General features: G+C 57.1%; 22 protein-coding genes. 17 read left to right on the top strand and 5 right to left on the bottom strand.

The features are described 5' to 3' along the window. The first annotated feature begins 6 nt into the window (after positions 1 to 6). Complete coding sequence (gene tusA, locus ACL2XG_RS17340; protein WP_410013066.1) at positions 7 to 249, top strand: sulfurtransferase TusA; 243 nt, start codon at positions 7 to 9, stop codon at positions 247 to 249. On the opposite strand, the gene ACL2XG_RS17345 is transcribed toward tusA, so the two are convergent. Next, positions 250 to 876 carry a lysoplasmalogenase gene (locus ACL2XG_RS17345; RefSeq protein ID WP_413721652.1) on the bottom strand — a complete coding sequence of 209 codons (627 nt, stop codon included), beginning with the start codon at positions 874 to 876 and terminating at the stop codon, positions 250 to 252. Positions 877 to 1,101: 225 nt separating this feature from the next. Between ACL2XG_RS17345 and ACL2XG_RS17350 the strand changes: the two genes are divergently transcribed. Next, positions 1,102 to 1,425 carry a DUF1820 family protein gene (locus ACL2XG_RS17350; RefSeq protein ID WP_410013068.1) on the top strand — a complete coding sequence of 108 codons (324 nt, stop codon included), beginning with the start codon at positions 1,102 to 1,104 and terminating at the stop codon, positions 1,423 to 1,425. Positions 1,426 to 1,441: 16 nt separating this feature from the next. Here ACL2XG_RS17350 and ACL2XG_RS17355 read toward each other — a convergent pair whose 3' ends face one another. Beyond that, positions 1,442 to 1,729 carry a DUF1145 family protein gene (locus ACL2XG_RS17355; RefSeq protein WP_410016695.1) on the bottom strand — a complete coding sequence of 96 codons (288 nt, stop codon included), beginning with the start codon at positions 1,727 to 1,729 and terminating at the stop codon, positions 1,442 to 1,444. Next, the gene (gene rsmD, locus ACL2XG_RS17360; RefSeq protein WP_410013069.1) at positions 1,719 to 2,327 is read right to left on the bottom strand and encodes a 16S rRNA (guanine(966)-N(2))-methyltransferase; all 609 of its coding nucleotides are present in this window, start codon (positions 2,325 to 2,327) and stop codon (positions 1,719 to 1,721) included. Before rsmD ends, ACL2XG_RS17355 begins: the two co-directional genes overlap by 11 nt. A 227-nt stretch (positions 2,328 to 2,554) precedes the next feature. On the opposite strand from rsmD, the gene ftsY reads away from it, so the two are divergent. The 5 genes from ftsY (at position 2,555) to ACL2XG_RS17385 (ending at position 7,597) form a co-directional block, all read left to right on the top strand. Continuing rightward, positions 2,555 to 3,976, top strand: a complete 1,422-nt coding sequence (ftsY, locus tag ACL2XG_RS17365; protein WP_413721651.1) for a signal recognition particle-docking protein FtsY — start codon at positions 2,555 to 2,557, stop codon at positions 3,974 to 3,976. Between the two features lie 45 nt (positions 3,977 to 4,021). Next, positions 4,022 to 4,690, top strand: coding sequence for a cell division ATP-binding protein FtsE (ftsE, locus tag ACL2XG_RS17370; protein WP_410013071.1), 669 nt, complete (start codon positions 4,022 to 4,024; stop codon positions 4,688 to 4,690). Next, a complete protein-coding gene (gene ftsX / locus ACL2XG_RS17375) occupies positions 4,680 to 5,666 on the top strand; it encodes a permease-like cell division protein FtsX (RefSeq protein WP_410013072.1) in 987 nt (328 codons plus the stop codon). Before ftsE ends, ftsX begins: the two co-directional genes overlap by 11 nt. Before the next feature lie 212 nt (positions 5,667 to 5,878). After that, entirely contained in the window at positions 5,879 to 6,736 is an 858-nt protein-coding gene (rpoH, locus tag ACL2XG_RS17380) for an RNA polymerase sigma factor RpoH (RefSeq protein ID WP_410013073.1), read from the top strand. Between the two features lie 357 nt (positions 6,737 to 7,093). Beyond that, complete coding sequence (locus ACL2XG_RS17385; RefSeq protein WP_413721650.1) at positions 7,094 to 7,597, top strand: hypothetical protein; 504 nt, start codon at positions 7,094 to 7,096, stop codon at positions 7,595 to 7,597. Between the two features lie 84 nt (positions 7,598 to 7,681). Here the strand turns inward: ACL2XG_RS17385 and panM are convergent, their stop codons facing one another. Beyond that, a complete protein-coding gene (gene panM, locus ACL2XG_RS17390; protein ID WP_410013075.1) occupies positions 7,682 to 8,083 on the bottom strand; it encodes an aspartate 1-decarboxylase autocleavage activator PanM in 402 nt (133 codons plus the stop codon). A 399-nt stretch (positions 8,084 to 8,482) separates the two neighbouring features. Between panM and ACL2XG_RS17395 the strand changes: the two genes are divergently transcribed. The 10 genes from ACL2XG_RS17395 (at position 8,483) to ugpQ (ending at position 19,887) form a co-directional block, all read left to right on the top strand. Then, positions 8,483 to 9,592, top strand: coding sequence for a branched-chain amino acid ABC transporter substrate-binding protein (locus tag ACL2XG_RS17395; RefSeq protein WP_410013076.1), 1,110 nt, complete (start codon positions 8,483 to 8,485; stop codon positions 9,590 to 9,592). 81 nt (positions 9,593 to 9,673) lie between these two features. Then, entirely contained in the window at positions 9,674 to 10,600 is a 927-nt protein-coding gene (gene livH / locus ACL2XG_RS17400; protein WP_331120756.1) for a high-affinity branched-chain amino acid ABC transporter permease LivH, read from the top strand. Further along, on the top strand, positions 10,597 to 11,868 hold the full coding sequence (locus tag ACL2XG_RS17405) for a high-affinity branched-chain amino acid ABC transporter permease LivM (RefSeq protein ID WP_410013077.1): 1,272 nt from the start codon (positions 10,597 to 10,599) through the stop codon (positions 11,866 to 11,868). Before livH ends, ACL2XG_RS17405 begins: the two co-directional genes overlap by 4 nt. Continuing rightward, a complete protein-coding gene (gene livG, locus ACL2XG_RS17410; RefSeq protein WP_410013078.1) occupies positions 11,865 to 12,644 on the top strand; it encodes a high-affinity branched-chain amino acid ABC transporter ATP-binding protein LivG in 780 nt (259 codons plus the stop codon). The genes ACL2XG_RS17405 and livG overlap by 4 nt, the downstream gene beginning before the upstream one ends. Continuing rightward, the gene (gene livF, locus ACL2XG_RS17415; RefSeq protein ID WP_410013079.1) at positions 12,644 to 13,363 is read left to right on the top strand and encodes a high-affinity branched-chain amino acid ABC transporter ATP-binding protein LivF; all 720 of its coding nucleotides are present in this window, start codon (positions 12,644 to 12,646) and stop codon (positions 13,361 to 13,363) included. The genes livG and livF overlap by 1 nt, the downstream gene beginning before the upstream one ends. 1,577 nt (positions 13,364 to 14,940) lie before the next feature. Further along, positions 14,941 to 16,260 (top strand): sn-glycerol-3-phosphate ABC transporter substrate-binding protein UgpB, encoded by a 1,320-nt coding sequence (ugpB, locus tag ACL2XG_RS17420; RefSeq protein ID WP_413721649.1) that lies wholly within the window; start codon positions 14,941 to 14,943, stop codon positions 16,258 to 16,260. A 65-nt stretch (positions 16,261 to 16,325) separates the two neighbouring features. Beyond that, positions 16,326 to 17,216, top strand: coding sequence for a sn-glycerol-3-phosphate ABC transporter permease UgpA (gene ugpA / locus ACL2XG_RS17425; protein WP_410013081.1), 891 nt, complete (start codon positions 16,326 to 16,328; stop codon positions 17,214 to 17,216). Continuing rightward, positions 17,213 to 18,058 carry a sn-glycerol-3-phosphate ABC transporter permease UgpE gene (gene ugpE / locus ACL2XG_RS17430; RefSeq protein WP_410013082.1) on the top strand — a complete coding sequence of 282 codons (846 nt, stop codon included), beginning with the start codon at positions 17,213 to 17,215 and terminating at the stop codon, positions 18,056 to 18,058. The genes ugpA and ugpE overlap by 4 nt, the downstream gene beginning before the upstream one ends. 6 nt (positions 18,059 to 18,064) lie before the next feature. After that, the gene (locus tag ACL2XG_RS17435) at positions 18,065 to 19,141 is read left to right on the top strand and encodes a sn-glycerol-3-phosphate import ATP-binding protein UgpC (protein ID WP_413721648.1); all 1,077 of its coding nucleotides are present in this window, start codon (positions 18,065 to 18,067) and stop codon (positions 19,139 to 19,141) included. Then, positions 19,138 to 19,887, top strand: a complete 750-nt coding sequence (gene ugpQ, locus ACL2XG_RS17440) for a glycerophosphodiester phosphodiesterase (RefSeq protein ID WP_410013084.1) — start codon at positions 19,138 to 19,140, stop codon at positions 19,885 to 19,887. Before ACL2XG_RS17435 ends, ugpQ begins: the two co-directional genes overlap by 4 nt. Before the next feature lie 191 nt (positions 19,888 to 20,078). Here ugpQ and ACL2XG_RS17445 read toward each other — a convergent pair whose 3' ends face one another. Beyond that, a complete protein-coding gene (locus ACL2XG_RS17445) occupies positions 20,079 to 20,372 on the bottom strand; it encodes a DUF2756 domain-containing protein (RefSeq protein WP_413721647.1) in 294 nt (97 codons plus the stop codon). Positions 20,373 to 20,500 lie beyond the last annotated feature (128 nt).

Consider the following 20,500-nt stretch of genomic DNA (forward strand, 5'->3'; position numbering starts at 1 on the left):
AATGTTATGTCTGACTGCTTTGCCGATGCCGACCTCACCCTTGATGCCCAGGGCCTGCGCTGCCCTGAGCCGGTTATGATGGTGCGTAAAACCGTCCGCCAGATGCAAACCGGCCAAACGCTGCTGGTCATCGCCGACGATCCGGCCACAACCCGCGACATTCCCGGCTTCTGCCGGTACATGGAACATGCCCTGCTGGCGCAGTCGACCGGGGAATTACCCTACCGTTATCTGTTGCGCAAAGGCTAATCAAAAATACAGGGACCGCACAATCAGGAAGTGGCCGGCGAAATAACTGGCCGCAATCACCGCTTTCGCCGCCCCGAAAGGGTAACGGAAATGGCTGATAAGCCACAGCACGGTGGTCAGCAGCAGCAGGCTCGCGCCCGCCAGCAGTGAAAAACTGTGATCGGTGCTGCGGGCAAAGTACTGTTCACCGGCGATCCATACCATCAGCAGGGTCATGCCGATATACGTACAAATCGCCCAGCGCAGCTCCGCCAGGCGCGACCACAGCACGGCCATCAGCGCCGCGCCGATAATCAGCAGCACCACGGGCAGCGGCCAGAAGACGGTAAAGGTCATCTGGCTGGCGAACCCTATGGTATACAGCAGGTACGATAAGAAATAGGCGCCGATAACGTACATCATGCGTTCATTGGTCAGCAGCAGCAGCGCATCGCCCACCATGGTCGCCACCAGGCCGAGGATAATCAGGTAACCGGCGACGGTCAGCACCGGCGCCTGCGCCGCCAGGGCCAGGAGCAGCAGCAGGGTAACCGGCTTGAATAACCAGCGTTGCCATACCGGGCCTCGATAGGTGGCGTCGACAAACAACCAACCTGAAAAAACGACAGCGATAAATGACCAGAGCATAGTGTTTTTATCCTTATGTGCAGTGAGGGGGCGTTCCCTGATGTCTCATTTGGTACGATTAGCGCAGAGAAATTATGACGATCGTAAATTCAGTGTAGGGGATCGATATGGGTTTAACCCAGATTTAGGGACTGAGTGTGTTGTTACGGCGCTTTATGCTATGTTAGCGCCAGAATTTTTCCATGCAAATGACAATTACCCAGAAATGTGGGAGATAGCCGGGTTATGAGCAGCGAACTGCCCTTATATCGGATTCAATTTATCAATAACGGCAAAAACTATCAGCTTTATGTGCGCGAACTCAGCCAAAGCCCTATGTTCGGCTTTATCGAAATCGGCGAGTTTGTGTTTTACAGCCAAAGCGCCGTGTTGGTCGACCCGTCCGAAGAAAAACTGAAAACCGAATTTGCCGGCGTCAGCCGCAGCTATATTCCGCTGCACGCGGTGATCCGTATTGATGTCGTGACGGAAAAAGGCAGCGCGCGTATTTCCGATCTTGGCGATAATGTCACCACGTTCCCCTATTTTCCCGGCAAAAAACCCTCTTAAGCGCTCGTCCCGCGCGCTATTTATCCAGGCCGGCCGGCTTTTGCGCGCGTTGTTTCTTTTGCCAGGCCAGCATTTCAAATACGCCGAATAAAAACATGCGCGCCTGGAAAAGACGGCTGAGCTTGGGTTCGTCGCGGGTCAGGGTGGCTTTGAGCAGCGTGAGCTGTAACCCGTGCATAATCACCATAAAAATCATGGCGATATCAAGGAAATATTTTAACGGGCGCGGAAATGGATGGATCAGGTTAAACACCAGGAATCCCCAGATAAGCAACATCAGTAAACGGCCCAGATTAATCCACATCATGTCGCTCCTGAAAGGGGCCATCTTGACGAATGTACAACCGGCAGGCCACCTGGCCGGCGACTTTTTCGCGGTGCAGGCGCCAGTGCGCGGGCGTCGCGACGTCGTGGTTTTCCGTTTCGGTCTCAAGATAAATCCAGGCGCCGGGCGCCAGCCAGTGATGCTGTTCCAGTAATTGCACCGTCTGGCCGATAAGCCCGCGGCGAAAAGGGGGATCGAGAAAGACCAGATCGTGCGGGGTACCCGGCTGCGCCAGCCAGCGCAGGCTGTCGGTCACGACAACCCGGCCGTTGGCGGCGCCCAGCAACTGCATGTTTTTATCCAACTGGGCGGCTACGGATCGGTCTTGTTCCAGCAGCGTGGCGGCGCCGGCGTGACGGGACAGCGCCTCCAGGCCCAGCGCGCCGCTGCCGGCAAAACAATCCAGGCAGCGCGCGCCCTGGATCATCGGCGCCAGCCAGTTGAACAGCGTTTCCCGCACCCGGTCGGTGGTAGGGCGCAGCCCCGGGCTATCCGGCACCGGCAGTTTACGCCCGCGCCATTGACCGCCGATAATGCGGATTTGCCCGGCGGGACGCGAAGGGATTTTTTTTGCCATAGATGTCTTATTGTTCGCCAAATCAGTCAAAAAACCGGGTCAGGGTCTGTTGCCGGCTATTCTACCGGGCCGGCGACGCTTGGGGAATGTTAATTCGCTCTTGTTCGCCGACGGCGGGGAAAAGCCAACGCCAGGCGTGTTGAGCGGCCGCGAAGGTGATAAACTATCAGGTTTATCAGTCACGTTATTCATCCGCCATGATTCTTCGGCGAGGAGTGTAGTCGCAAATGGCAAAAGAGAAAAAACGCGGTTTCCTTTCCTGGTTAGGCATTAAGCGTCAGGATGACGAACCGGAACAGGAAAAACCGGTTGACCAGGATGCGCCGATCGCGGCCGATGACGCCGCCGCGTCATCGCCCCCGGCCGGCGAGGCGGCGGCTCGCGATACGGCACGGGATATCGTCGATATCACCGAACAGGTATCGGCGCGACAAACGGAGGGCGACCACGCCGGGCGTGATGACGCGAGTCTGGCCCTTGCCGAAGATGTCCGTCCTGAAGATACGCAACCGCCGGCGCAGGACGATATCGCCGTGGCCGACGGGGATCGCGCCGGATATGGCGAATCAGGCCTGGCCCTCGCAGAAGACGTCCGTCCCGGCGAAGGGGCGTTGGCGGCCGCGGAAGATCTCGCCTGGCGCGACGAGGATAGCGTCGGCGTTCCGGAGATCGACGGGGCCGGCGGCGTGCCCCTGACCGAGCAGCAACGCCCGACCCGGGAAGGTTTTTTCGCCCGCCTGAAGCGGGGGCTGCTTAAGACCAAACAAAACCTCGGATCCGGATTTATCGGATTGTTTACCGGTAAGAAAATAGACGATGATCTGTTTGAACAGCTTGAAGAACAATTGCTGATTGCCGACGTGGGGGTGGAAACCACCCGCAAGATTATCGCCGGCCTTATCGAGCATGCCGACCGCCGGCACCTGAAGGACGCGGACTCGCTTTACGTCAAATTAAAAGAAGAAATGGGCGCCATCCTCGCCAGGGTCGATCGGCCGCTGGACGTGGGCGGCAAGACGCCGTTTGTCATTTTGATGGTCGGCGTCAACGGCGTCGGCAAGACCACCACCATCGGTAAATTGGCGCGCCAGTACCAGGCGCAGGGCAAAACCGTGATGCTGGCGGCCGGCGACACCTTCCGCGCGGCGGCGGTGGAGCAGCTGCAGGTCTGGGGCCAGCGTAACCGGATCCCGGTTATCGCCCAGCACACCGGCGCCGATTCCGCATCGGTCATCTTTGATGCCATCCAGGCGGCCAAGGCCCGCGGCGTTGATGTCCTTATCGCCGATACCGCCGGGCGCCTGCAGAACAAAAGCCATTTGATGGATGAACTGAAGAAAATCGTGCGGGTCATGAAAAAGCTGGACGACGACGCCCCCCATGAGGTTATGCTGACCCTGGACGCCAGCACCGGCCAGAACGCCGTCAGTCAGGCGCGGTTATTTAACGAAACGGTGCCGCTCACCGGCATTACCCTGACTAAACTGGACGGTACCGCCAAAGGCGGCGTGATCTTCGCGGTGGCCGACCAGTTCGGTATCCCGATCCGTTATATCGGCGTGGGCGAGGGCATTGAGGATTTGCGGCCGTTTAACGCCCCGGATTTTATTGAGGCGCTATTTTCACGGGATGTTACACAAGAACATTGATTGGTTGCCCAACAGGGTCCATTTTGCCCGAGAGGATTAATTAGGATGATTCGCTTTGAACAGGTCAGCAAAGCGTATCTTGGCGGACGACAGGCGCTGCAAAGCGTCAATTTTCATCTTCGTCCCGCCGAGATGGCCTTTCTGACCGGCCATTCAGGCGCGGGGAAAAGTACCCTGCTGAAACTGATATGCGGTATTGAACGGCCTAGCGCGGGTCATATATTTTTCGGCGGCCACGACATCAGTCGCCTGAAAAATGGCGAGGTGCCCTTTTTACGCCGCCAGATCGGCATGATCTTTCAGGATCATCATTTGCTGCTCGATCGCACCGTCTATGACAATGTGGCGATGCCGCTGATTATCGCCGGCGCCAGCGTCGAGGATATCAGGCGTCGCGTTTCGGCGGCTCTGGACAAGGTCGGCCTGCTGGATAAGGCGCGTAATTTCCCCATCCAGCTGTCGGGCGGCGAACAGCAGCGGGTCGGCATTGCCCGGGCGGTGGTGAATAAACCCGCGGTGCTGCTGGCGGACGAGCCTACCGGTAATCTGGATGACGCCTTGTCGGAGGAGATTTTACGCTTGTTTGAGGAATTTAACCGGGCCGGCGTGACGGTATTGATGGCCACCCATGACCTGAGCCTGATTGCCCGGCGGCGCTATCGCATCATGTCCCTTAGCCAGGGCAGGTTAGACGGGGGCCAGGATGGTGAATAAGCTTAACCGGCCCAAGGGCGCGCGCAGCGCCAAGCCGTTAAAAAACAAAAGTAAGGCGCTGCAAAGCGGCTGGCGCGAGCAATGGGGCTATGCCTGGAAAAGCGCGCTGGCGGATTTGCGCCTGCAGCCCCTGGCGACCTTATTAACTATTGCGGTAATTGCCATTTCGTTGACCTTGCCCAGCGTATGTTATCTGGTATGGAAAAATGTCAGCCAGGCGGCGGAGCAATGGTATCCCGCGCCGCAGTTGACCGTCTACCTGGACAAGGCCCTGGACGACGACGCGGCGCTTAAGGTGCTGGGAAGGCTTAAGCAGGAAGCCGGCGTGGAAAAGGTCAACTATCTGTCCCGCGAGGAGGCGATGGGGGAATTCCGTAACTGGTCGGGCTTCGGCGGCGCGCTTGATATGCTGGAGGAAAATCCGTTGCCCGCGGTGGCCATTATTACGCCTAAGCTGGATTTTCAGAGCGCCGACACCCTCAAGACCCTGCGCGACCGGGTCGCTGCGGTGCCGGGAGTGGATGAAGTCCGCATGGACGACAGCTGGTTTGCTCGCCTGGCGGCGTTAACCGGGCTGGTGGGGCAGGTTGCCGCCACCATTGGTCTGCTGATGATTATCGCGGTGTTCCTGGTTATCGGCAACAGCATCAGGCTGAGTATTTTCAGCCGCCGCGAAACCATTAATGTAATGAAGCTGCTGGGCGCCACCGACGGCTTTATCCTGCGGCCGTTTCTTAACGGCGGCGCGCTGCTGGGCCTGGGGGGCGCGATTTTGTCGCTGATCCTTTCGGAAACACTGGTCTGGCGGCTGGAGTCGGTGGTGGCGAAGGTCGCCGCGGTATTCGGCACCTCCTTTGCGCTGCACGGACTGGACTGGGAAGAGACGCTGCTGCTGCTGCTGATTTCCGCCATGATAGGCTGGGTGGCCGCCTGGATGGCGACGGTGCAACATTTACGTCATTTTACACCCCAATAACGTTTTTTTGTTATAATAGGGCATCGGATGTTGCGACCGCACGAGCTGATCCCCGTAGATAATGGTTATGAACTAAAATCGCTGTGAGCTAAAAATGGCAATGAACTAAGGTGTTCATCCCCGGTCTCATTAATGGCTAGCTGATTAATGAGGCCCATCAACCGGGCGCGCCATCAGGCAGCAGCATCAGAACATATTACGAGAGGACTTGAATGATTAAAGATATGCAAGCTTTAGCCCTGATTCCCCAAGGCAGTCTGGAAGCCTATATCCGGGCAGCCAACGCCTATCCTATGCTTACAGCGGAGGAAGAGCGGTCATTGGCTGAACAGCTGCATTATCAGGGCGACCTGGAGGCGGCCAAGCGGCTAATCCTGTCACACCTGCGCTTTGTCGTTCATATTGCGCGTAATTATTCCGGCTACGGCCTGCCGCAGGCCGACCTGATCCAGGAAGGCAACATCGGGCTGATGAAGGCGGTCCGCCGCTTTAACCCCGAAGTCGGGGTGCGCCTGGTTTCCTTTGCCGTCCATTGGATCAAGGCCGAAATCCACGAATATGTATTGCGCAATTGGCGCATCGTGAAGGTGGCCACCACCAAGGCGCAGCGCAAGCTGTTCTTCAACCTGCGCAAGAGCAAGCAGCGCCTGGGGTGGTTTAACCAGGACGAAGTGGAGATGGTGGCCAAAACCCTGGGCGTGACCAGCAAGGACGTGCGGGAAATGGAATCGCGCATGGCGGCGCAGGATATGACCTTCGATCCAACGCCGGATGAAGAAGCCCGTGACGGGCAAGCGATGTCCCCCATGCTGTACCTGCAGGACAAGTCCTCCGACTTTGCCGACGGTATCGAGGAGGATAACTGGGACGATCATGCGGCGGATAAGCTCAGCGTGGCGCTGGAAGGGTTGGATGAACGCAGCCAGCACATCATCCGCGCGCGCTGGCTTGATGATGACAACAAATCCACGCTGCAGGAGCTGGCGGATAAATATGGCGTCTCGGCGGAACGCGTGCGCCAGCTGGAAAAAAACGCCATGAAAAAGATGCGTCTGGCGATAGAATCCTGACGGGTTTTTCAATCAAATCATAATTCCAAACGGCCGGTATATATACCGGCCGTTCTCATTTTCAACTCCCTCCCGCTCATCAATAAGTGCCGTATTAAATATTTATTTAGTTAAATAACTCTGCAATAAATTATGAATGTAATGGAATATTTTTTTGTACTTAATGATGAATATTATTTTTACTAAAAAAAGGCAGGGAATAACAATTTTCTGATTGATGTAGTCATCGTTATTTTATTATTGAACAAGTCTGCCTTTATCATCCCTATTGAAGTCGATAAACTTAACGGGTAAAGTTATACATAATCCGCTTATAATATTCTGCTATAGAGAAATAAAATAGTAACAGGAGATAATATGGAAAAGGTTAATGGGAATATTCCCACTGACAATGGAGTGATCGCATTTACGCCCCCACCTGCCGACAGCATGGTCGCACATAATACGATACTGGCCGGAAGACTACGCAACGCCGGAAACGCGCCCGGTTGCACAGCACTGAATCAGTGTCATCACCCCATGGGCCATTATCCAATGCCAACGGCCATCTATCTCCCCGTTTATCCCGTCTATATGGGATGTTATACGCCGGGATATGTTTATCCGCCCCGGGCTATGGTGCATAACCAAATAAACCTGTCTGTCTGCACTTCGCCTGAAATAGCCGCTTATCCGCAAGAGAGCCGGCAGCAAGCCGTTGGTAAAGAAAGACTCCCGGTTTTTCCCAGCCGGTTCCAAGGTACCTATCGCGGCCCGCTACGCAACAAGAAAGATATCGCTAAGCCGTCCATGCCTAATCCTGTTGACTCAGCTATTGATACCGGCTCATTAAATGAAAATAAGAAATTCATATTAAAGTGAGCGGAATAATATAAATAGCCATAGTGGTATGTGATCATGCTGCCGCTTTACCCGCCCTAATGCATTCCCGGAAGCCGGCTGGAATCAACGGCGTTTGTGCCAGCCGTCCGGCTCCTGGCAAAAACCGCAGGCATCCATAAACTGCGCCATCACCGCCAGGTCTTCGAAGTATTGGTTATTGCCTAGCCACCAATGATTGATTTCCGGCAGCAGCCGCTGCACTTCCGTCATAAGATAGAGCCCTACGCCGCGGCGGCGGGTTACCGCGCGCACCTGCGGCGCCACCAGGCGGCCTTCGTTCCATTCGTTATCAATGATCACCTGCACCGCGCCTAATAACCTGTCGTTAAAACGGGCGGCGAACACCGCGTGCGAGCCGGAAAGGCGGGCGTTGAGCAACGCGATATCGGTATTTGGCCAAATTTTCGCCAAATCAATCATATCCTGCGGGGTAAAACGGGATAACTGCTCAATAGTCAATTTCATACGTGTAATCACTTAAGACATAAAAAAATAATGTAGCGAATTTGTTGACAAAAGATTGTCTAAATCTTGCGATGATTAAAATAGCAATAAGTGATGCCCATCACAATAATTCCGGGTAAACGATCTCCCTGAATAGCCTAACCTAGCACGACCCGCTAGAAGATGATGAAAATACCGATAATAATATCATTATTTTGTGCTGTCCATGCAGGTTATTTCTGAAAGTATAAGTTGATTTACAGCATAATATTTCTGTTTAATAATATGAAAAATAAAGCTTATTAGAGAATCTTCGCAATCTGTAGGCTAAAGCATTATTACATATAATAAAAATACCAAATAGCGGTGAAAAACCGGCCAAAAAACAGGCAGCAAACACAACAAAACGGAGAACAGTGGATGAAATTCAACAAAGGCAACGCTTTGCTGGCCGGCTGTATGGCCATGGCAATGAGCCATTCCGTCTGGGCACAAGATATCAAGGTCGCCGTGGTCGGCGCAATGTCCGGTCCGGTTGCCCAATATGGCGACATGGAATTTACCGGGGCGCGCCAGGCCATTGCCGATATTAACGCCAAGGGCGGGGTAAAGGGCAACAAACTGGTGGGCGTCGAATATGATGACGCCTGCGATCCAAAGCAGGCGGTGGCGGTGGCCAATAAAGTCATCAACGATGGCATAAAGTATGTCATCGGCCATCTTTGCTCCTCCTCCACCCAGCCGGCGTCCGATATCTATGAAGACGAGGGCGTCATCATGATCACCCCGGCGGCCACCAATGCCGACCTGACCACGCGCGGCTATAAGATGATTATGCGTACCACCGGCCTGGACTCCGATCAGGGGCCGACCGCCGCGAAATACATCCTTGACGCGGTCAAACCTAAACGCATCGCCGTGGTTCACGACAAACAGCAGTACGGCGAGGGTCTGGCGCGTTCGGTACAGGACAGCCTGAAGAAAAATGGCGGCAACGTGGTGCTGTTCGAAGGGATCACCGCCGGTGATAAGGATTTCTCAACCCTGGTGGCGCGCCTGAAGAAAGAGAACGTTGATTTCGTTTATTTCGGCGGGTATTACCCGGAAATGGGGCAAATCCTGCGCCAGGCTAAACAGGCCGGACTGACCACCAAATTCATGGGGCCGGAAGGGGTAGGCAATTCCTCGTTATCCAACATCGCCGGCGCCGCCTCCGAAGGCATGCTGGTGACCCTGCCGAAGCGTTATGATCAGGTACCGTCCAACCAGCCGATAGTCGCCGCGCTGAAGGCGAAAAAGCTCGATCCCACCGGTCCGTTCGTCTGGACTACCTATGCGGCGGTACAGTCCCTGGCGGCCGGTATGGAAAGCGCCGGCATGGAACCGGCCGATATCGTCAAGGACCTGAAAGCCAGGACCGTGGAAACCGTTATGGGTCCATTGAGCTGGGATGAGAAGGGCGATCTGAAAGGATTTGAGTTCGGCGTATTTACATGGCACGCAGACGGTACTTCCACACCGATTAAATAATCTGCCGTTCCTCCCTGGTTAAAAAAATATCGCCGCTCCCGTTGGCCTCGCGTCACCGGGAGCGGCTTCGAAGGTTAAGGTATGTCCGAGCAGTTCCTTTATTTTATGCAGCAGTTGTTCAACGGCCTGACGTTGGGCAGCACCTATGCATTGATTGCCATTGGCTACACCATGGTTTACGGCATTATCGGCATGATTAACTTCGCCCACGGCGAAGTCTATATGATCGGCAGTTATGTCTCCTTTATTGTTATTGCCGCGCTGATGATGATGGGCATCGACGCCGGCTGGCTGCTGATCGGCGCCGGGTTTATCGCCGCCATCGTGATTTCCAGCGCCTACGGCTGGAGCATAGAACGGGTGGCCTATAAGCCGGTACGCTCCTCCAAGCGCCTGATTGCCCTGATTTCCGCCATCGGCATGTCTATTTTCCTGCAAAACTACGTTAGCCTGACGCAGGGTTCGCGGGATCTGGCGCTGCCGAGCCTGGCCAGCGGCCAATGGGTGCTGGGCGAAAGCAATGGTTTTGTCACCAGCATCAGCACCATGCAATTTACCATCTGGGCGGTGACCTTTGTCGCCATGCTGGCCCTGACGTTGTTTATTCGTTATTCACGCATGGGCCGCGCCTGTCGCGCCTGCGCGGAAGATTTGAAAATGGCCAGCCTGCTCGGCATCAGCACCGACCGGGTTATTTCACTGACCTTTGTGATTGGCGCGGCGATGGCGGCGGTGGCCGGCGTGCTGCTGGGCCAGTTTTATGGCGTCATCAACCCCTATATCGGCTTCATGGCCGGCATGAAGGCGTTTACCGCCGCGGTGCTGGGCGGTATCGGCAGCATTCCCGGCGCGATGCTGGGCGGGTTGATCCTGGGGGTAGCAGAGGCGCTGACCTCGGCCTACCTGAGCAGCGAATATAAAGACGTGGTCTCGTTTGCGTTGCTTATCGTGGTGTTGCTGGTGCTGCCCACCGGCATCCTGGGCCGTCCGGAGGTTGAGAAGGTATGAAGATCAACCATTTATTAAACGCGCTGTTCTGCGCGTTTATGCTGCTGGTGCTGGCCGCCTTTATGATGGGTATGCGCCTGAGCCTGGACGGTACCCACCTGGTGGTGCATAACGCCGGTGCGGTACGCTGGTATTGGATCGGTGCCGGCTGCGCGGTGGTGTTCGTGTTCCAGCTATTGCGGCCGGTTTTCCAGCATAGCCTGAAAAAAATCAGCGGGCCGTCCTGGGTATTGCCGAGCTTTGACGGCTCCACGCCGCGCCAGAAATGGCTCGCGCTGGTGATGATCCTGGCCGCCATCGCCTGGCCGTTCCTGGTATCGCGCGGCACGGTGGATATCGCCACCCTGACGCTTATCTATGTGATGCTGGGCCTGGGGTTGAACGTGGTGGTGGGATTATCCGGCCTGCTGGTACTGGGCTACGGTGGATTCTATGCCATCGGCGCCTACACCTATGCGTTGCTGAATCATTACTGCGGCCTGGGTTTTTGGGAAAGCCTGCCCCTGGCGGGGCTGGTCGCCGCCGGTTTTGGCCTGTTGCTGGGTTTTCCTGTGCTGCGCCTGCGTGGCGATTATCTGGCCATCGTTACCCTGGGATTTGGCGAGATCGTCCGTATCCTGCTGCTTAACAATACCGAGATAACCGGCGGGCCGAACGGGATCAGCCAGATCCCGAAACCCACCTTTTTTGGCCTGGAGTTTAACCGCAGCCCGCGCGACGGCGGTTGGGACACCTTCCATAACTTTTTTGGCCTGACCTACGACCCCAGCGACCGGATTATCTTTTTATATATGGTGGCGCTGCTGTTGGTGATTTTAACCTTGTTTGTGATAAACCGTCTGCTGCGCATGCCGCTGGGCCGGGCCTGGGAGGCGCTGCGCGAGGATGAAATCGCCTGTCGTTCGCTGGGCCTGAGCCCGACCCGTATCAAACTGACCGCCTTTACCATCAGCGCGGCGTTCGCCGGTTTTGCCGGGACGCTGTTTGCCGCGCGCCAGGGTTTTGTCAGCCCGGAGTCGTTTACCTTCGTCGAATCCGCCTTTGTGCTGGCCATTGTGGTGTTGGGCGGTATGGGGTCGCAGTTCGCGGTGATCCTGGCGGCCATCCTGCTGGTGGTGTCCCGCGAGCTGATGCGCGACCTGAACCAGTACAGCATGCTGCTGCTGGGCGCGTTGATGGTGCTGATGATGATCTGGCGACCGCAGGGCCTGTTGCCGATGAAACGTCCGCAGATGAAAATGAAGACCGGTAAAGGAGCGCAGGCATGACGTCCACGGCATTGCAGCCCCTGTTATCCGTTAAGGCGTTGACCATGCGTTTTGGCGGTCTGCTGGCGGTTAACCAGGTTGAACTGGAATTATTCCCCGGCGAAATCGTGTCGCTGATCGGCCCCAACGGCGCCGGTAAAACGACGGTGTTTAACTGCCTGACCGGGTTTTATCGTCCCACCGGCGGCACTATCATGCTGCGCGATCAGCATCTGGAAGGGCTTCCGGGCCAAACCATCGCCCGTATGGGGGTGGTGCGTACCTTCCAGCATGTGCGCTTATTCCGGGAAATGACGGTAATCGAAAACCTGCTGGTGGCGCAGCATCAGCATCTTAAAAGCGGCGTATTTGCCGGCTTGCTGAAAACCCGCGCCTTCCGCCAGGCGGAAGCCGAGGCGCAGGATTATGCCGGCGCCTGGCTTGACCGCGTGGGTTTACTGGAGTTGGCTAACCGTCAGGCGGGTAATCTGGCCTATGGCCAGCAGCGCCGGCTGGAGATTGCCCGGTGCATGGTGACGCGCCCGTCGCTGCTGATGCTTGATGAACCGGCCGCCGGCCTGAACCCGAACGAGACCGCCGAGCTGAACCTGCTGATTGCCGAACTGCGGTCACAGCATAATGTATCGGTGTTATTGATTGAGCATGATATGAAGTTGGTGATGGGTATTTCCGATCGCATTTATGTGGTTAACCAGGGCATGCCGCTGGCAAAGGGTACGCCCGCCGAGATTCGCAGTAACCCGGACGTGATTCGGGCCTATTTGGGAGAGGCCTGATGACTCAGGATACCGCTATGCTGTCATTGCACCGGGTGTCGGCGCATTACGGTAAAATCCAGGCGTTGCATGAGGTGAGCCTGCATATTAATCCGGGCGAGATCGTGACGCTTATCGGCGCCAACGGCGCCGGCAAAACCACGTTGTTGGGTACGCTGTGTGGTGATCCGCGCGCCTCCAAGGGCCGGATTATGTTTGAGGGCGGCGATATTACCGATTGGCCAACGGCGCGGATCATGCGTGCCTCGATTGCCATCGTGCCGGAAGGGCGGCGGGTGTTTTCGCGGATGACGGTGGAAGAGAACCTGGCGATGGGGGGGTTCTTTGCCGACCGTCCGCAGTATCAGCAGCGGATTAAGCGGGTGTTCGAGCTTTTCCCGCGTTTGTATGAGCGTCGTGTGCAGCGCGCAGGCACCATGTCCGGGGGCGAGCAGCAGATGCTGGCCATTGGGCGGGCGTTGATGAGCCAGCCGCGATTGCTGCTGCTGGATGAGCCTTCGCTGGGACTGGCGCCGATTATTATCCAGCAGATATTCGATACCATCGAGCAGTTGCGTCAGGAGGGGATGACCATTTTCCTGGTGGAGCAGAATGCGAACCAGGCGCTGAAACTGGCTGACCGCGGCTATGTGTTGGAAAACGGCCATGTGGTGCTGGAGGATAGCGGCGAGGCGTTGCTGGCGAACGAGGCGGTGCGCAGCGCTTATCTGGGCGGGTGAGGTTATGTTGCCGCGGCGAGGGTTTGGCTGATGCTTGCGGGGAGGTTTATGTTGCCGCGGCGAGGGTTTGGCCTGATGCTTGCGGGGAGATTTATGTTACCGCGGTGAGGGTTTGGCTGACGCTTGCGGGGAGGTTTATGTTGCCGCGGCGAGGGTTTGGCTGATGCTTGCGGGTGAGGTTTATGTTGCCGCGGCGAGGGCTTGGCTGATGCTTGCGGGGAGGTTTATGTTGCCGCGGCTGGGGTTTCGCTGACACTTGCGGGTGAGGTTTATGTTGCCGCGGCGAGGGCTTCGCTTGCCATGCGTTCGGCTATTTTATGTCGTGCCGGGTGCCGGCAAGCGACAAGGAGGCCGTACCGCGACGGCCTCCTTGACCTCCGCGCGTCCGGCAGATCGTGCGCCGCTGCGCGGTGCCCGGCATCACCCATCCCGGCTTGTGGACCGCCCGGCATGCGCTCCCGGCGCAGCCCGGGCTTTCGCCGCTCCCGGCGGCTCATCCAGCCGTGACGTGCGCCGCCGGCGCACTCTATGCCGGCACCACGTCAACACCATCGCCTGCCAGCAAAACAGCGTTTTGGGGTCCTTAGCGGTATGCGCTTACCGGGAAAGGTCTCAGTATTCCTTTTGCGCTAATGTTTACAGCCTGATGGCTAATGGCTAATGGCTAATGCTTAATGTTAAAACTCAAAACTCAAAACTCAAAACTCAAAACTCAAAACTCAAAACTCAAAACTCAAAACTCAAAACTCAAAACTGAATGATGAATGCCTTACTGCATGACTGCATGACTGCATGACTGTATGCCTGATGTTCGCTGTGCCAACGGTTTGCCATACGTGTTGCATTCCATAACAGTCAATCCTATGCCGACGCCAGCCCCCATCCAAAACAACAGCGCCGCAATCGCTTCATAATATGCCGTGCGAACAGCGACATAGGGACCGGCATAAAGCGCGCTGACGGCGCCTGTGACCCCGGCATGAGCCGCCGGGAGCGGCGAAAGGCCCGGTTGCGCCGGGAGCGCTAACCGGGCCGGTGCATCACGGGGGCATGGGCGGCGGAAGGCATCGCGCAGCGACGCGCGATCTGCCGGGCGCGCGGAGGTCAAGGAGGCCGTCGCGGTACGGCCTCTTTGTCGCTTGCCGGCACCCGGCATTCCATATAACCGCCGAACGCACGGCAAGCGAAACCTTCGCCGCGGCAACATAAACCTCCCCGCAAGCGTCAGCGAAACCTTCGCCGCGGCAACATAAACCTCCCCGCCGCCAGCCGCCAGCAGATTAATTTTGATGCGGCCCGCCTGTAAGCTCAAAGCGCAGTGGGCCTGCCGCGCCGGGGTGCGCTCCGGTGAACTGAGACTGCCCCTTCGCCCCCATCGGCAGGCTTTCCTGCTGGGAATTAAGGGCGTTAAGCCGACTCGCCGGTTAATTCCGACACCGTCAGGCCCGCCTGGCGACGCGCTGGGCGGAGAATTCGCCGCGCGCTGTCACCCCGCTGTCATAAGGGTGTTATTTTTCTGTCATTTCAGCATGTCATGTTACAGGCCGATGAACTTTTCCGGCATTCAGGAGCATGGCATGTTGAAGCACTCAATTCGTATCGCCGCCTTAAGCGTGGCGTTGACGCTGGCCGTGAGCACCAGCGCCCAGGCAGTGACCGAAATTCCTTTCTGGCATTCAATGGATAGCGTGCTGGGCACCGAGGTGGATTCCCTGGCCGCGCGCTTTAACCAGACGCATCCTGATTATCATGTCGTGCCGGTGTACAAGGGGAATTACGAGCAGGGTCTGACGGCGGGCATCGCGGCATTCCGTACCGGCACCGCGCCGGCGATTTTGCAGGTGTATGAAGTCGGCACCGCCACCATGATGGCCAGCAAGGCCTATAAGCCGGTGTACCAGGTGTTTGAACAGGCCGGCATCAAGAATGACGAGTCGGCGTTTGTGCCCACCGTTTCCGGCTACTACAGCGACAGTAAGACCGGGCATCTGCTGTCCCAACCCTTCAACAGCTCGACCCCGGTATTGTATTACAACAAGGACGCCTTTAAAAAAGCCGGACTGGATCCGGAACATGCCCCGCAAACCTGGCAGGAACTGGCCGCGGCGGCCGCTAAACTGCGCGCCAGCGGTATGGCATGCGGTTATGCCAGCGGCTGGCAGGGTTGGATCCAAATCGAGAACTTCAGCGCCTGGCATGGCCTGCCGGTGGCGACCAAGGATAACGGCTTTGCCGGCAACGACGCGGAGCTGATTTTTAATAAGCCCGAGCAGGTGAAGCATATCCAATTGCTGTCGGACATGAACAAGAAAGGGGATTTCAGCTATTTCGGTCGTAAGGACGAGTCCACCGAGAAGTTTTACAACGGCTCATGCGGCATGACCACCGCCTCGTCAGGCTCCCTGGCCGCGATTCGCCAGTATGCCAAGTTTAATTACGGCGTGGGTATGATGCCGTATGACGCCGACGTGAAGAACGCGCCGCAAAACGCTATTATCGGCGGCGCCAGCCTGTGGGTGATGAGCGGTAAGGATGACGCGACCTATAAAGGGGTGGCGGAGTTCCTGCAGTTCCTTGCCCAGCCTGATATCGCCGCCGAGTGGCATCAGAAAACCGGTTACCTGCCCATCACCACCGCCGCGTATGAGCTGACCCGATCCCAGGGTTTTTATGACAAAAACCCCGGCGCCGATATCGCCACCCGCCAGATGCTGAATAAACCGCCGTTGCCGTTCACCAAAGGCATGCGGTTGGGCAATATGCAGCAAATCCGCACCGTGGTGGACGAAGAGCTGGAACGCGTCTGGACCGGCAAGGCCACGCCTCAGGAGGCCCTGGACAGCGCGGTTAAACGCGGCAACCAGTTGCTGCGCCGGTTTGAACAATCGCTGAAGTAAACCTCAGTTGGCGACCCGCCGCGCCGTGCGGCGGGTACATTTTTGCATTGCGGGTTGGGTTGTTTATGGCTATCGCGCCCCATCGCGGATTCAAACAACGCTGGCTGGCCTATCTTCTGGTGCTGCCGCAGTTGGTGATTACCGCGATTTTTTTTCTTTGGCCGGCGGGGACCGCGCTGTGGTATTCGGTGCAGCGGGTGGACCCGTTTGGAATAGAGAATACCTTTGTCGGCCTGGATAATTTTGTCCAGCTGACACAGGATGAATATTATCTGGATTCCCTGGTCACGACGCTTATCTTCAGCGGCCTGGTGACCGGCATCGGCCTGCTGGTGGCGCTGTTGCTGGCGGCGCTGGTGGATTATGTGCTGCGCGGCAAACGTATTTACCAGACGCTGCTGCTATTGCCCTACGCGGTGGCGCCGGCGGTGGCTGCGGTATTATGGATGTTCCTGTTCAGCCCCGGGCTGGGGCTTATCGCCTATCTGCTCAATAATCTGGGGTATCACTGGAATCATGCGCAAAACAGCGGGCAGGCGATGTTCCTGGTGGTGCTGATCTCCATCTGGCAGCAGGTAAGCTATAACTTTTTGTTTTTCCTCGCCGCGCTGCAATCCATTCCGCGTTCACTGGTGGAGGCCGCAGCCATCGACGGCGCCGGCCCGGTACGGCGATTTATCGATTTATCGCTGCCGCTTATCACGCCGGTGAGCTTTTTCCTGCTGGTCATCAACCTGGTGTACGCTTTTTTCGATACCTTTCCGGTCATCGACGCGGCAACCGCCGGCGGGCCGGTGCAGGCCACCACTACCCTGATTTACAAAATCTACCGCGAGGGTTTTGCCGGCCTGGATCTCTCCAGTTCCGCCGCGCAGTCGGTGGTGCTGATGATGGTGGTGATTGTGCTGACGGTCATCCAGTTTCGTTTTGTCGAGCGTAAGGTGCGATATCAATGATAGAACATCGCCGCGGACTGGATATCTTCAGCCATTTAATACTGATACTAAGCGTTGCCGTTATTCTGCTGCCGTTATATATCGCGCTGGTGGCGGCCACCATGGACAACCGCCAGGTGTTCCAGGTGCCGTTGAGCCTGGTGCCGGGCAGCCATCTGTGGGAAAACATCCGCCATGTCTGGCAAGAGGGCGTGGGCAGCCAGGCGGTGCCGTTCAGCCGGCTGCTGTTCAATAGCTTGGTCATGGCGCTGGGAATCACCCTGGGCAAGATCAGCGTGTCGATGTTATCCGCCTACGCCATCGTTTATTTTCGCTTTCCATTGCGCAACCTGTTTTTCTGGCTGATCTTCATGACGCTGATGCTGCCGGTGGAAGTGCGTATTTTTCCCACCGTCGATGTGATAGCCAATCTGCATTTGCTTGATAGCTATACCGGCCTGACGTTGCCGTTGATGGCCTCCGCCACCGCAACATTCCTGTTCCGCCAGTTCTTTATGACCATTCCCCATGAACTGCTGGAGGCGGCGCGCATCGACGGCGCCGGGCCGCTGCGGTTTTTGTGGGATATCCTGCTGCCGCTGTCGAAAACCAATCTGGCGGCGCTGTTTGTGATCATCTTTATCTACGGCTGGAACCAGTATCTGTGGCCGATCCTGATTATCAACAACAGCGCGATGGGCACCGCGGTGGCGGGCATCCGCAGCATGATCGCCAGCGGCGACAGCGCCACGCAGTGGAATTATGTGATGGCGGCGATGCTGCTGACCATGATCCCGCCCCTGGCAATCGTATTGCTGATGCAGCGCTGGTTTGTGCGCGGCCTGGTTGATAGCGAGAAATAAAACATTATGGCGAGTTTGATTTTACAAGCGGTCGAAAAGACCTATGACGGCAAGACGTCGGTGATAGCGCCCTTAAACCTGGACGTGGCCGACGGGGAGTTTATCGTACTGGTCGGGCCTTCCGGCTGCGGCAAATCGACCCTGCTGCGCATGGTCGCGGGGCTGGAGAGCGTCAGCAGCGGCGATATTTATATCGATGGCGAACGGGTGACGGAGCGTGAACCCAAGGATCGCGGCATTGCCATGGTGTTTCAGAATTATGCGCTCTACCCCCATATGAGCGTCTATGACAATATGGCCTACGGCCTGAAAATTCGCGGTTTCGGCAAACAGCATATCCAACGGCTGGTGGAGCGCGTGGCGCAGATATTGGAACTTGGGGAACTGCTGAAACGCAAGCCGCGCGAACTGTCCGGCGGGCAGCGCCAGCGCGTGGCGATGGGGCGAGCGCTGGTGCGGGAGCCGGCGGTATTCCTGTTTGATGAGCCGTTATCCAATCTTGACGCCAAATTACGCACCCAGATGCGGCTGGAACTGCAAATACTGCATCGGCGGCTGAGGACCACCAGTCTGTATGTGACCCACGATCAGGTAGAGGCCATGACGCTGGCGGAGCGGGTGATCGTAATGAATAAGGGGCGGGTGGAGCAAATCGGCACCCCGACGGAGATTTATCGCCGCCCGGCATCGCTGTTTGTCGCCGGTTTTATGGGGTCTCCCGCCATGAATTTGCTGCCGGGACGCGTAAGCGAGGATGGCGGCAGCTTCCAGGTCAGCGGCGGCCCGTCGCTGCCCTTGCCCGCCGTCGGCGCGCAATGGCGCGGGCGCGAGTTGACCGCGGGTATCCGTCCGGAGCATATTGAACAGTCAGGGCGCGCAACTGACGGCCCGGCGCTGGAAATTATTTCACTTGAGCAACTGGGTGCGGATAACCTGGTCCATGGGCGCTGGGGTGGGCGTTCCATGGTAATACGACTGCCGCATGATGAGCAGCCCGCCATTGGGACGATACTTTATTTACGGTGTCCTGCCCATGCATGGCACTTTTTTGATCCCTTAAGCGGATCCCGGGTGGACTTATGACAAAAAACTGGCCTTATCCGACCATCGTCGCGCATCGCGGCGGCGGCTCGCTGGCACCTGAAAACACCCTGGCGGCCATTGATACCGGCGCACGCTATGGCCATAAAATGATTGAGCTGGATGCGAAGCTTTCAGCCGACGGACAGATTTTTTTATTGCATGACGATACGCTGGATCGTACCAGCAACGGCCATGGCATCGCCGGCCACTTTGCCTGGGACGATCTGGCGCTGCTGGATGCCGGGGCCTGGTTCAACGATAAGTTCCGCGGCGAACCCTTGCCGCTGCTGGCGGACGTTGCCGCCCGCTGCGAGCGGCATGGCCTGGCGGTGAATATCGAAATCAAACCCACCACCGGCACCGATATCGGCACCGGTCGCGCCGTGGCGCAGGCGGCGGTTCAGCTGTGGCAAGAGTGCGACGTGCCGCCGCTGTTATCCTCGTTTTCCGTCGACGCGCTGGCGGCCGCTTTGCAGGTTGCTCCCCAACTGCCGCGCGGGTTGTTGCTGCACTTTTGGGATGATAATTGGCCGCGGCTCGCCCAGGAACTCCAGTGCAGCGCGCTGCACCTGAATCATGAAGTGCTGACTGAAGAGCGGGTGGCGAAAATCACCGATGCCGGCCTGCATATCCTGGCTTATACCGTGAATAGCCCTTATAGAGCGCGCGCCCTGCTGAGCTGGGGGGTTGATACCCTGTGTACTGACCGGATTGATTTGATCGGGCCCAATTTTGCCAATAGCTAGGCCAATAGCTAGGCCAATAGCTAGCGCCACCTTTTAGCTATGCGGGCGCGCTGACGCCTGGCATGCTGACATCCTATATCCTGCGAACCACCAGGCCGCCACCGGTAGGGTCCGCGGCATAAACCCGCACCAACCCGGGCTCCTCGCCTGACGACAGGCAACGCGAATTTCGCGCCGGGTTGACCCCTGGCTCAGGGATTTTGCTGCGGCTGTTTTAGCGGCGTGTTCTGCTGCGCCCGCTGACGATCGTTGTTAAGCTGCGATTGCAGCTGGCTGCGCTGCTGTTGCTGCTGGGCTTGCTGCTGTTGTTGCAAGCGGAGCTGCTGCTGCTGCGCGCTGGATTGCATCTGCTGTTTCAACTGTTGCTGGGCCGGGTTTTGCGCAAACGGATCGTTGCGCTGCGCGGGCGTGAGGGGTTTAACCGCCGCCGTAACCGCAAACGACGCCAGCATGACCGGCAGCAATAGCCAAAAATAGGTTTTCATGAGTGGCTCCGTGATGATGACTTTATCATTTTAACCGTTAAACGCGCCAAACGCAGGGTGAAGCGTGCGTATTTGCGTGCGGCGTCCCAGGTAAATATTGAAACTGCCGTTAAATTGGTTAATAAGTA

The organism is Sodalis sp. RH24 (assembly GCF_047324145.1).
In the GTDB taxonomy this organism is placed as follows: Bacteria; Pseudomonadota; Gammaproteobacteria; order Enterobacterales; family Enterobacteriaceae; genus Acerihabitans.

What these genes read in the sequence shown, in the direction of transcription:
- tusA (WP_410013066.1), top strand. Translation starts at nt 7, where the DNA reads ATGTCTGACTGCTTTGCCGATGCCGACCTCACCCTTGATGCCCAGGGC.
- ACL2XG_RS17345 (WP_413721652.1), bottom strand. Translation starts at nt 876, where the DNA reads ATGCTCTGGTCATTTATCGCTGTCGTTTTTTCAGGTTGGTTGTTTGTC.
- ACL2XG_RS17350 (WP_410013068.1), top strand. Translation starts at nt 1,102, where the DNA reads ATGAGCAGCGAACTGCCCTTATATCGGATTCAATTTATCAATAACGGC.
- ACL2XG_RS17355 (WP_410016695.1), bottom strand. Translation starts at nt 1,729, where the DNA reads ATGTGGATTAATCTGGGCCGTTTACTGATGTTGCTTATCTGGGGATTC.
- rsmD (WP_410013069.1), bottom strand. Translation starts at nt 2,327, where the DNA reads ATGGCAAAAAAAATCCCTTCGCGTCCCGCCGGGCAAATCCGCATTATC.
- ftsY (WP_413721651.1), top strand. Translation starts at nt 2,555, where the DNA reads ATGGCAAAAGAGAAAAAACGCGGTTTCCTTTCCTGGTTAGGCATTAAG.
- ftsE (WP_410013071.1), top strand. Translation starts at nt 4,022, where the DNA reads ATGATTCGCTTTGAACAGGTCAGCAAAGCGTATCTTGGCGGACGACAG.
- ftsX (WP_410013072.1), top strand. Translation starts at nt 4,680, where the DNA reads ATGGTGAATAAGCTTAACCGGCCCAAGGGCGCGCGCAGCGCCAAGCCG.
- rpoH (WP_410013073.1), top strand. Translation starts at nt 5,879, where the DNA reads ATGATTAAAGATATGCAAGCTTTAGCCCTGATTCCCCAAGGCAGTCTG.
- ACL2XG_RS17385 (WP_413721650.1), top strand. Translation starts at nt 7,094, where the DNA reads ATGGAAAAGGTTAATGGGAATATTCCCACTGACAATGGAGTGATCGCA.
- panM (WP_410013075.1), bottom strand. Translation starts at nt 8,083, where the DNA reads ATGAAATTGACTATTGAGCAGTTATCCCGTTTTACCCCGCAGGATATG.
- ACL2XG_RS17395 (WP_410013076.1), top strand. Translation starts at nt 8,483, where the DNA reads ATGAAATTCAACAAAGGCAACGCTTTGCTGGCCGGCTGTATGGCCATG.
- livH (WP_331120756.1), top strand. Translation starts at nt 9,674, where the DNA reads ATGTCCGAGCAGTTCCTTTATTTTATGCAGCAGTTGTTCAACGGCCTG.
- ACL2XG_RS17405 (WP_410013077.1), top strand. Translation starts at nt 10,597, where the DNA reads ATGAAGATCAACCATTTATTAAACGCGCTGTTCTGCGCGTTTATGCTG.
- livG (WP_410013078.1), top strand. Translation starts at nt 11,865, where the DNA reads ATGACGTCCACGGCATTGCAGCCCCTGTTATCCGTTAAGGCGTTGACC.
- livF (WP_410013079.1), top strand. Translation starts at nt 12,644, where the DNA reads ATGACTCAGGATACCGCTATGCTGTCATTGCACCGGGTGTCGGCGCAT.
- ugpB (WP_413721649.1), top strand. Translation starts at nt 14,941, where the DNA reads ATGTTGAAGCACTCAATTCGTATCGCCGCCTTAAGCGTGGCGTTGACG.
- ugpA (WP_410013081.1), top strand. Translation starts at nt 16,326, where the DNA reads ATGGCTATCGCGCCCCATCGCGGATTCAAACAACGCTGGCTGGCCTAT.
- ugpE (WP_410013082.1), top strand. Translation starts at nt 17,213, where the DNA reads ATGATAGAACATCGCCGCGGACTGGATATCTTCAGCCATTTAATACTG.
- ACL2XG_RS17435 (WP_413721648.1), top strand. Translation starts at nt 18,065, where the DNA reads ATGGCGAGTTTGATTTTACAAGCGGTCGAAAAGACCTATGACGGCAAG.
- ugpQ (WP_410013084.1), top strand. Translation starts at nt 19,138, where the DNA reads ATGACAAAAAACTGGCCTTATCCGACCATCGTCGCGCATCGCGGCGGC.
- ACL2XG_RS17445 (WP_413721647.1), bottom strand. Translation starts at nt 20,372, where the DNA reads ATGAAAACCTATTTTTGGCTATTGCTGCCGGTCATGCTGGCGTCGTTT.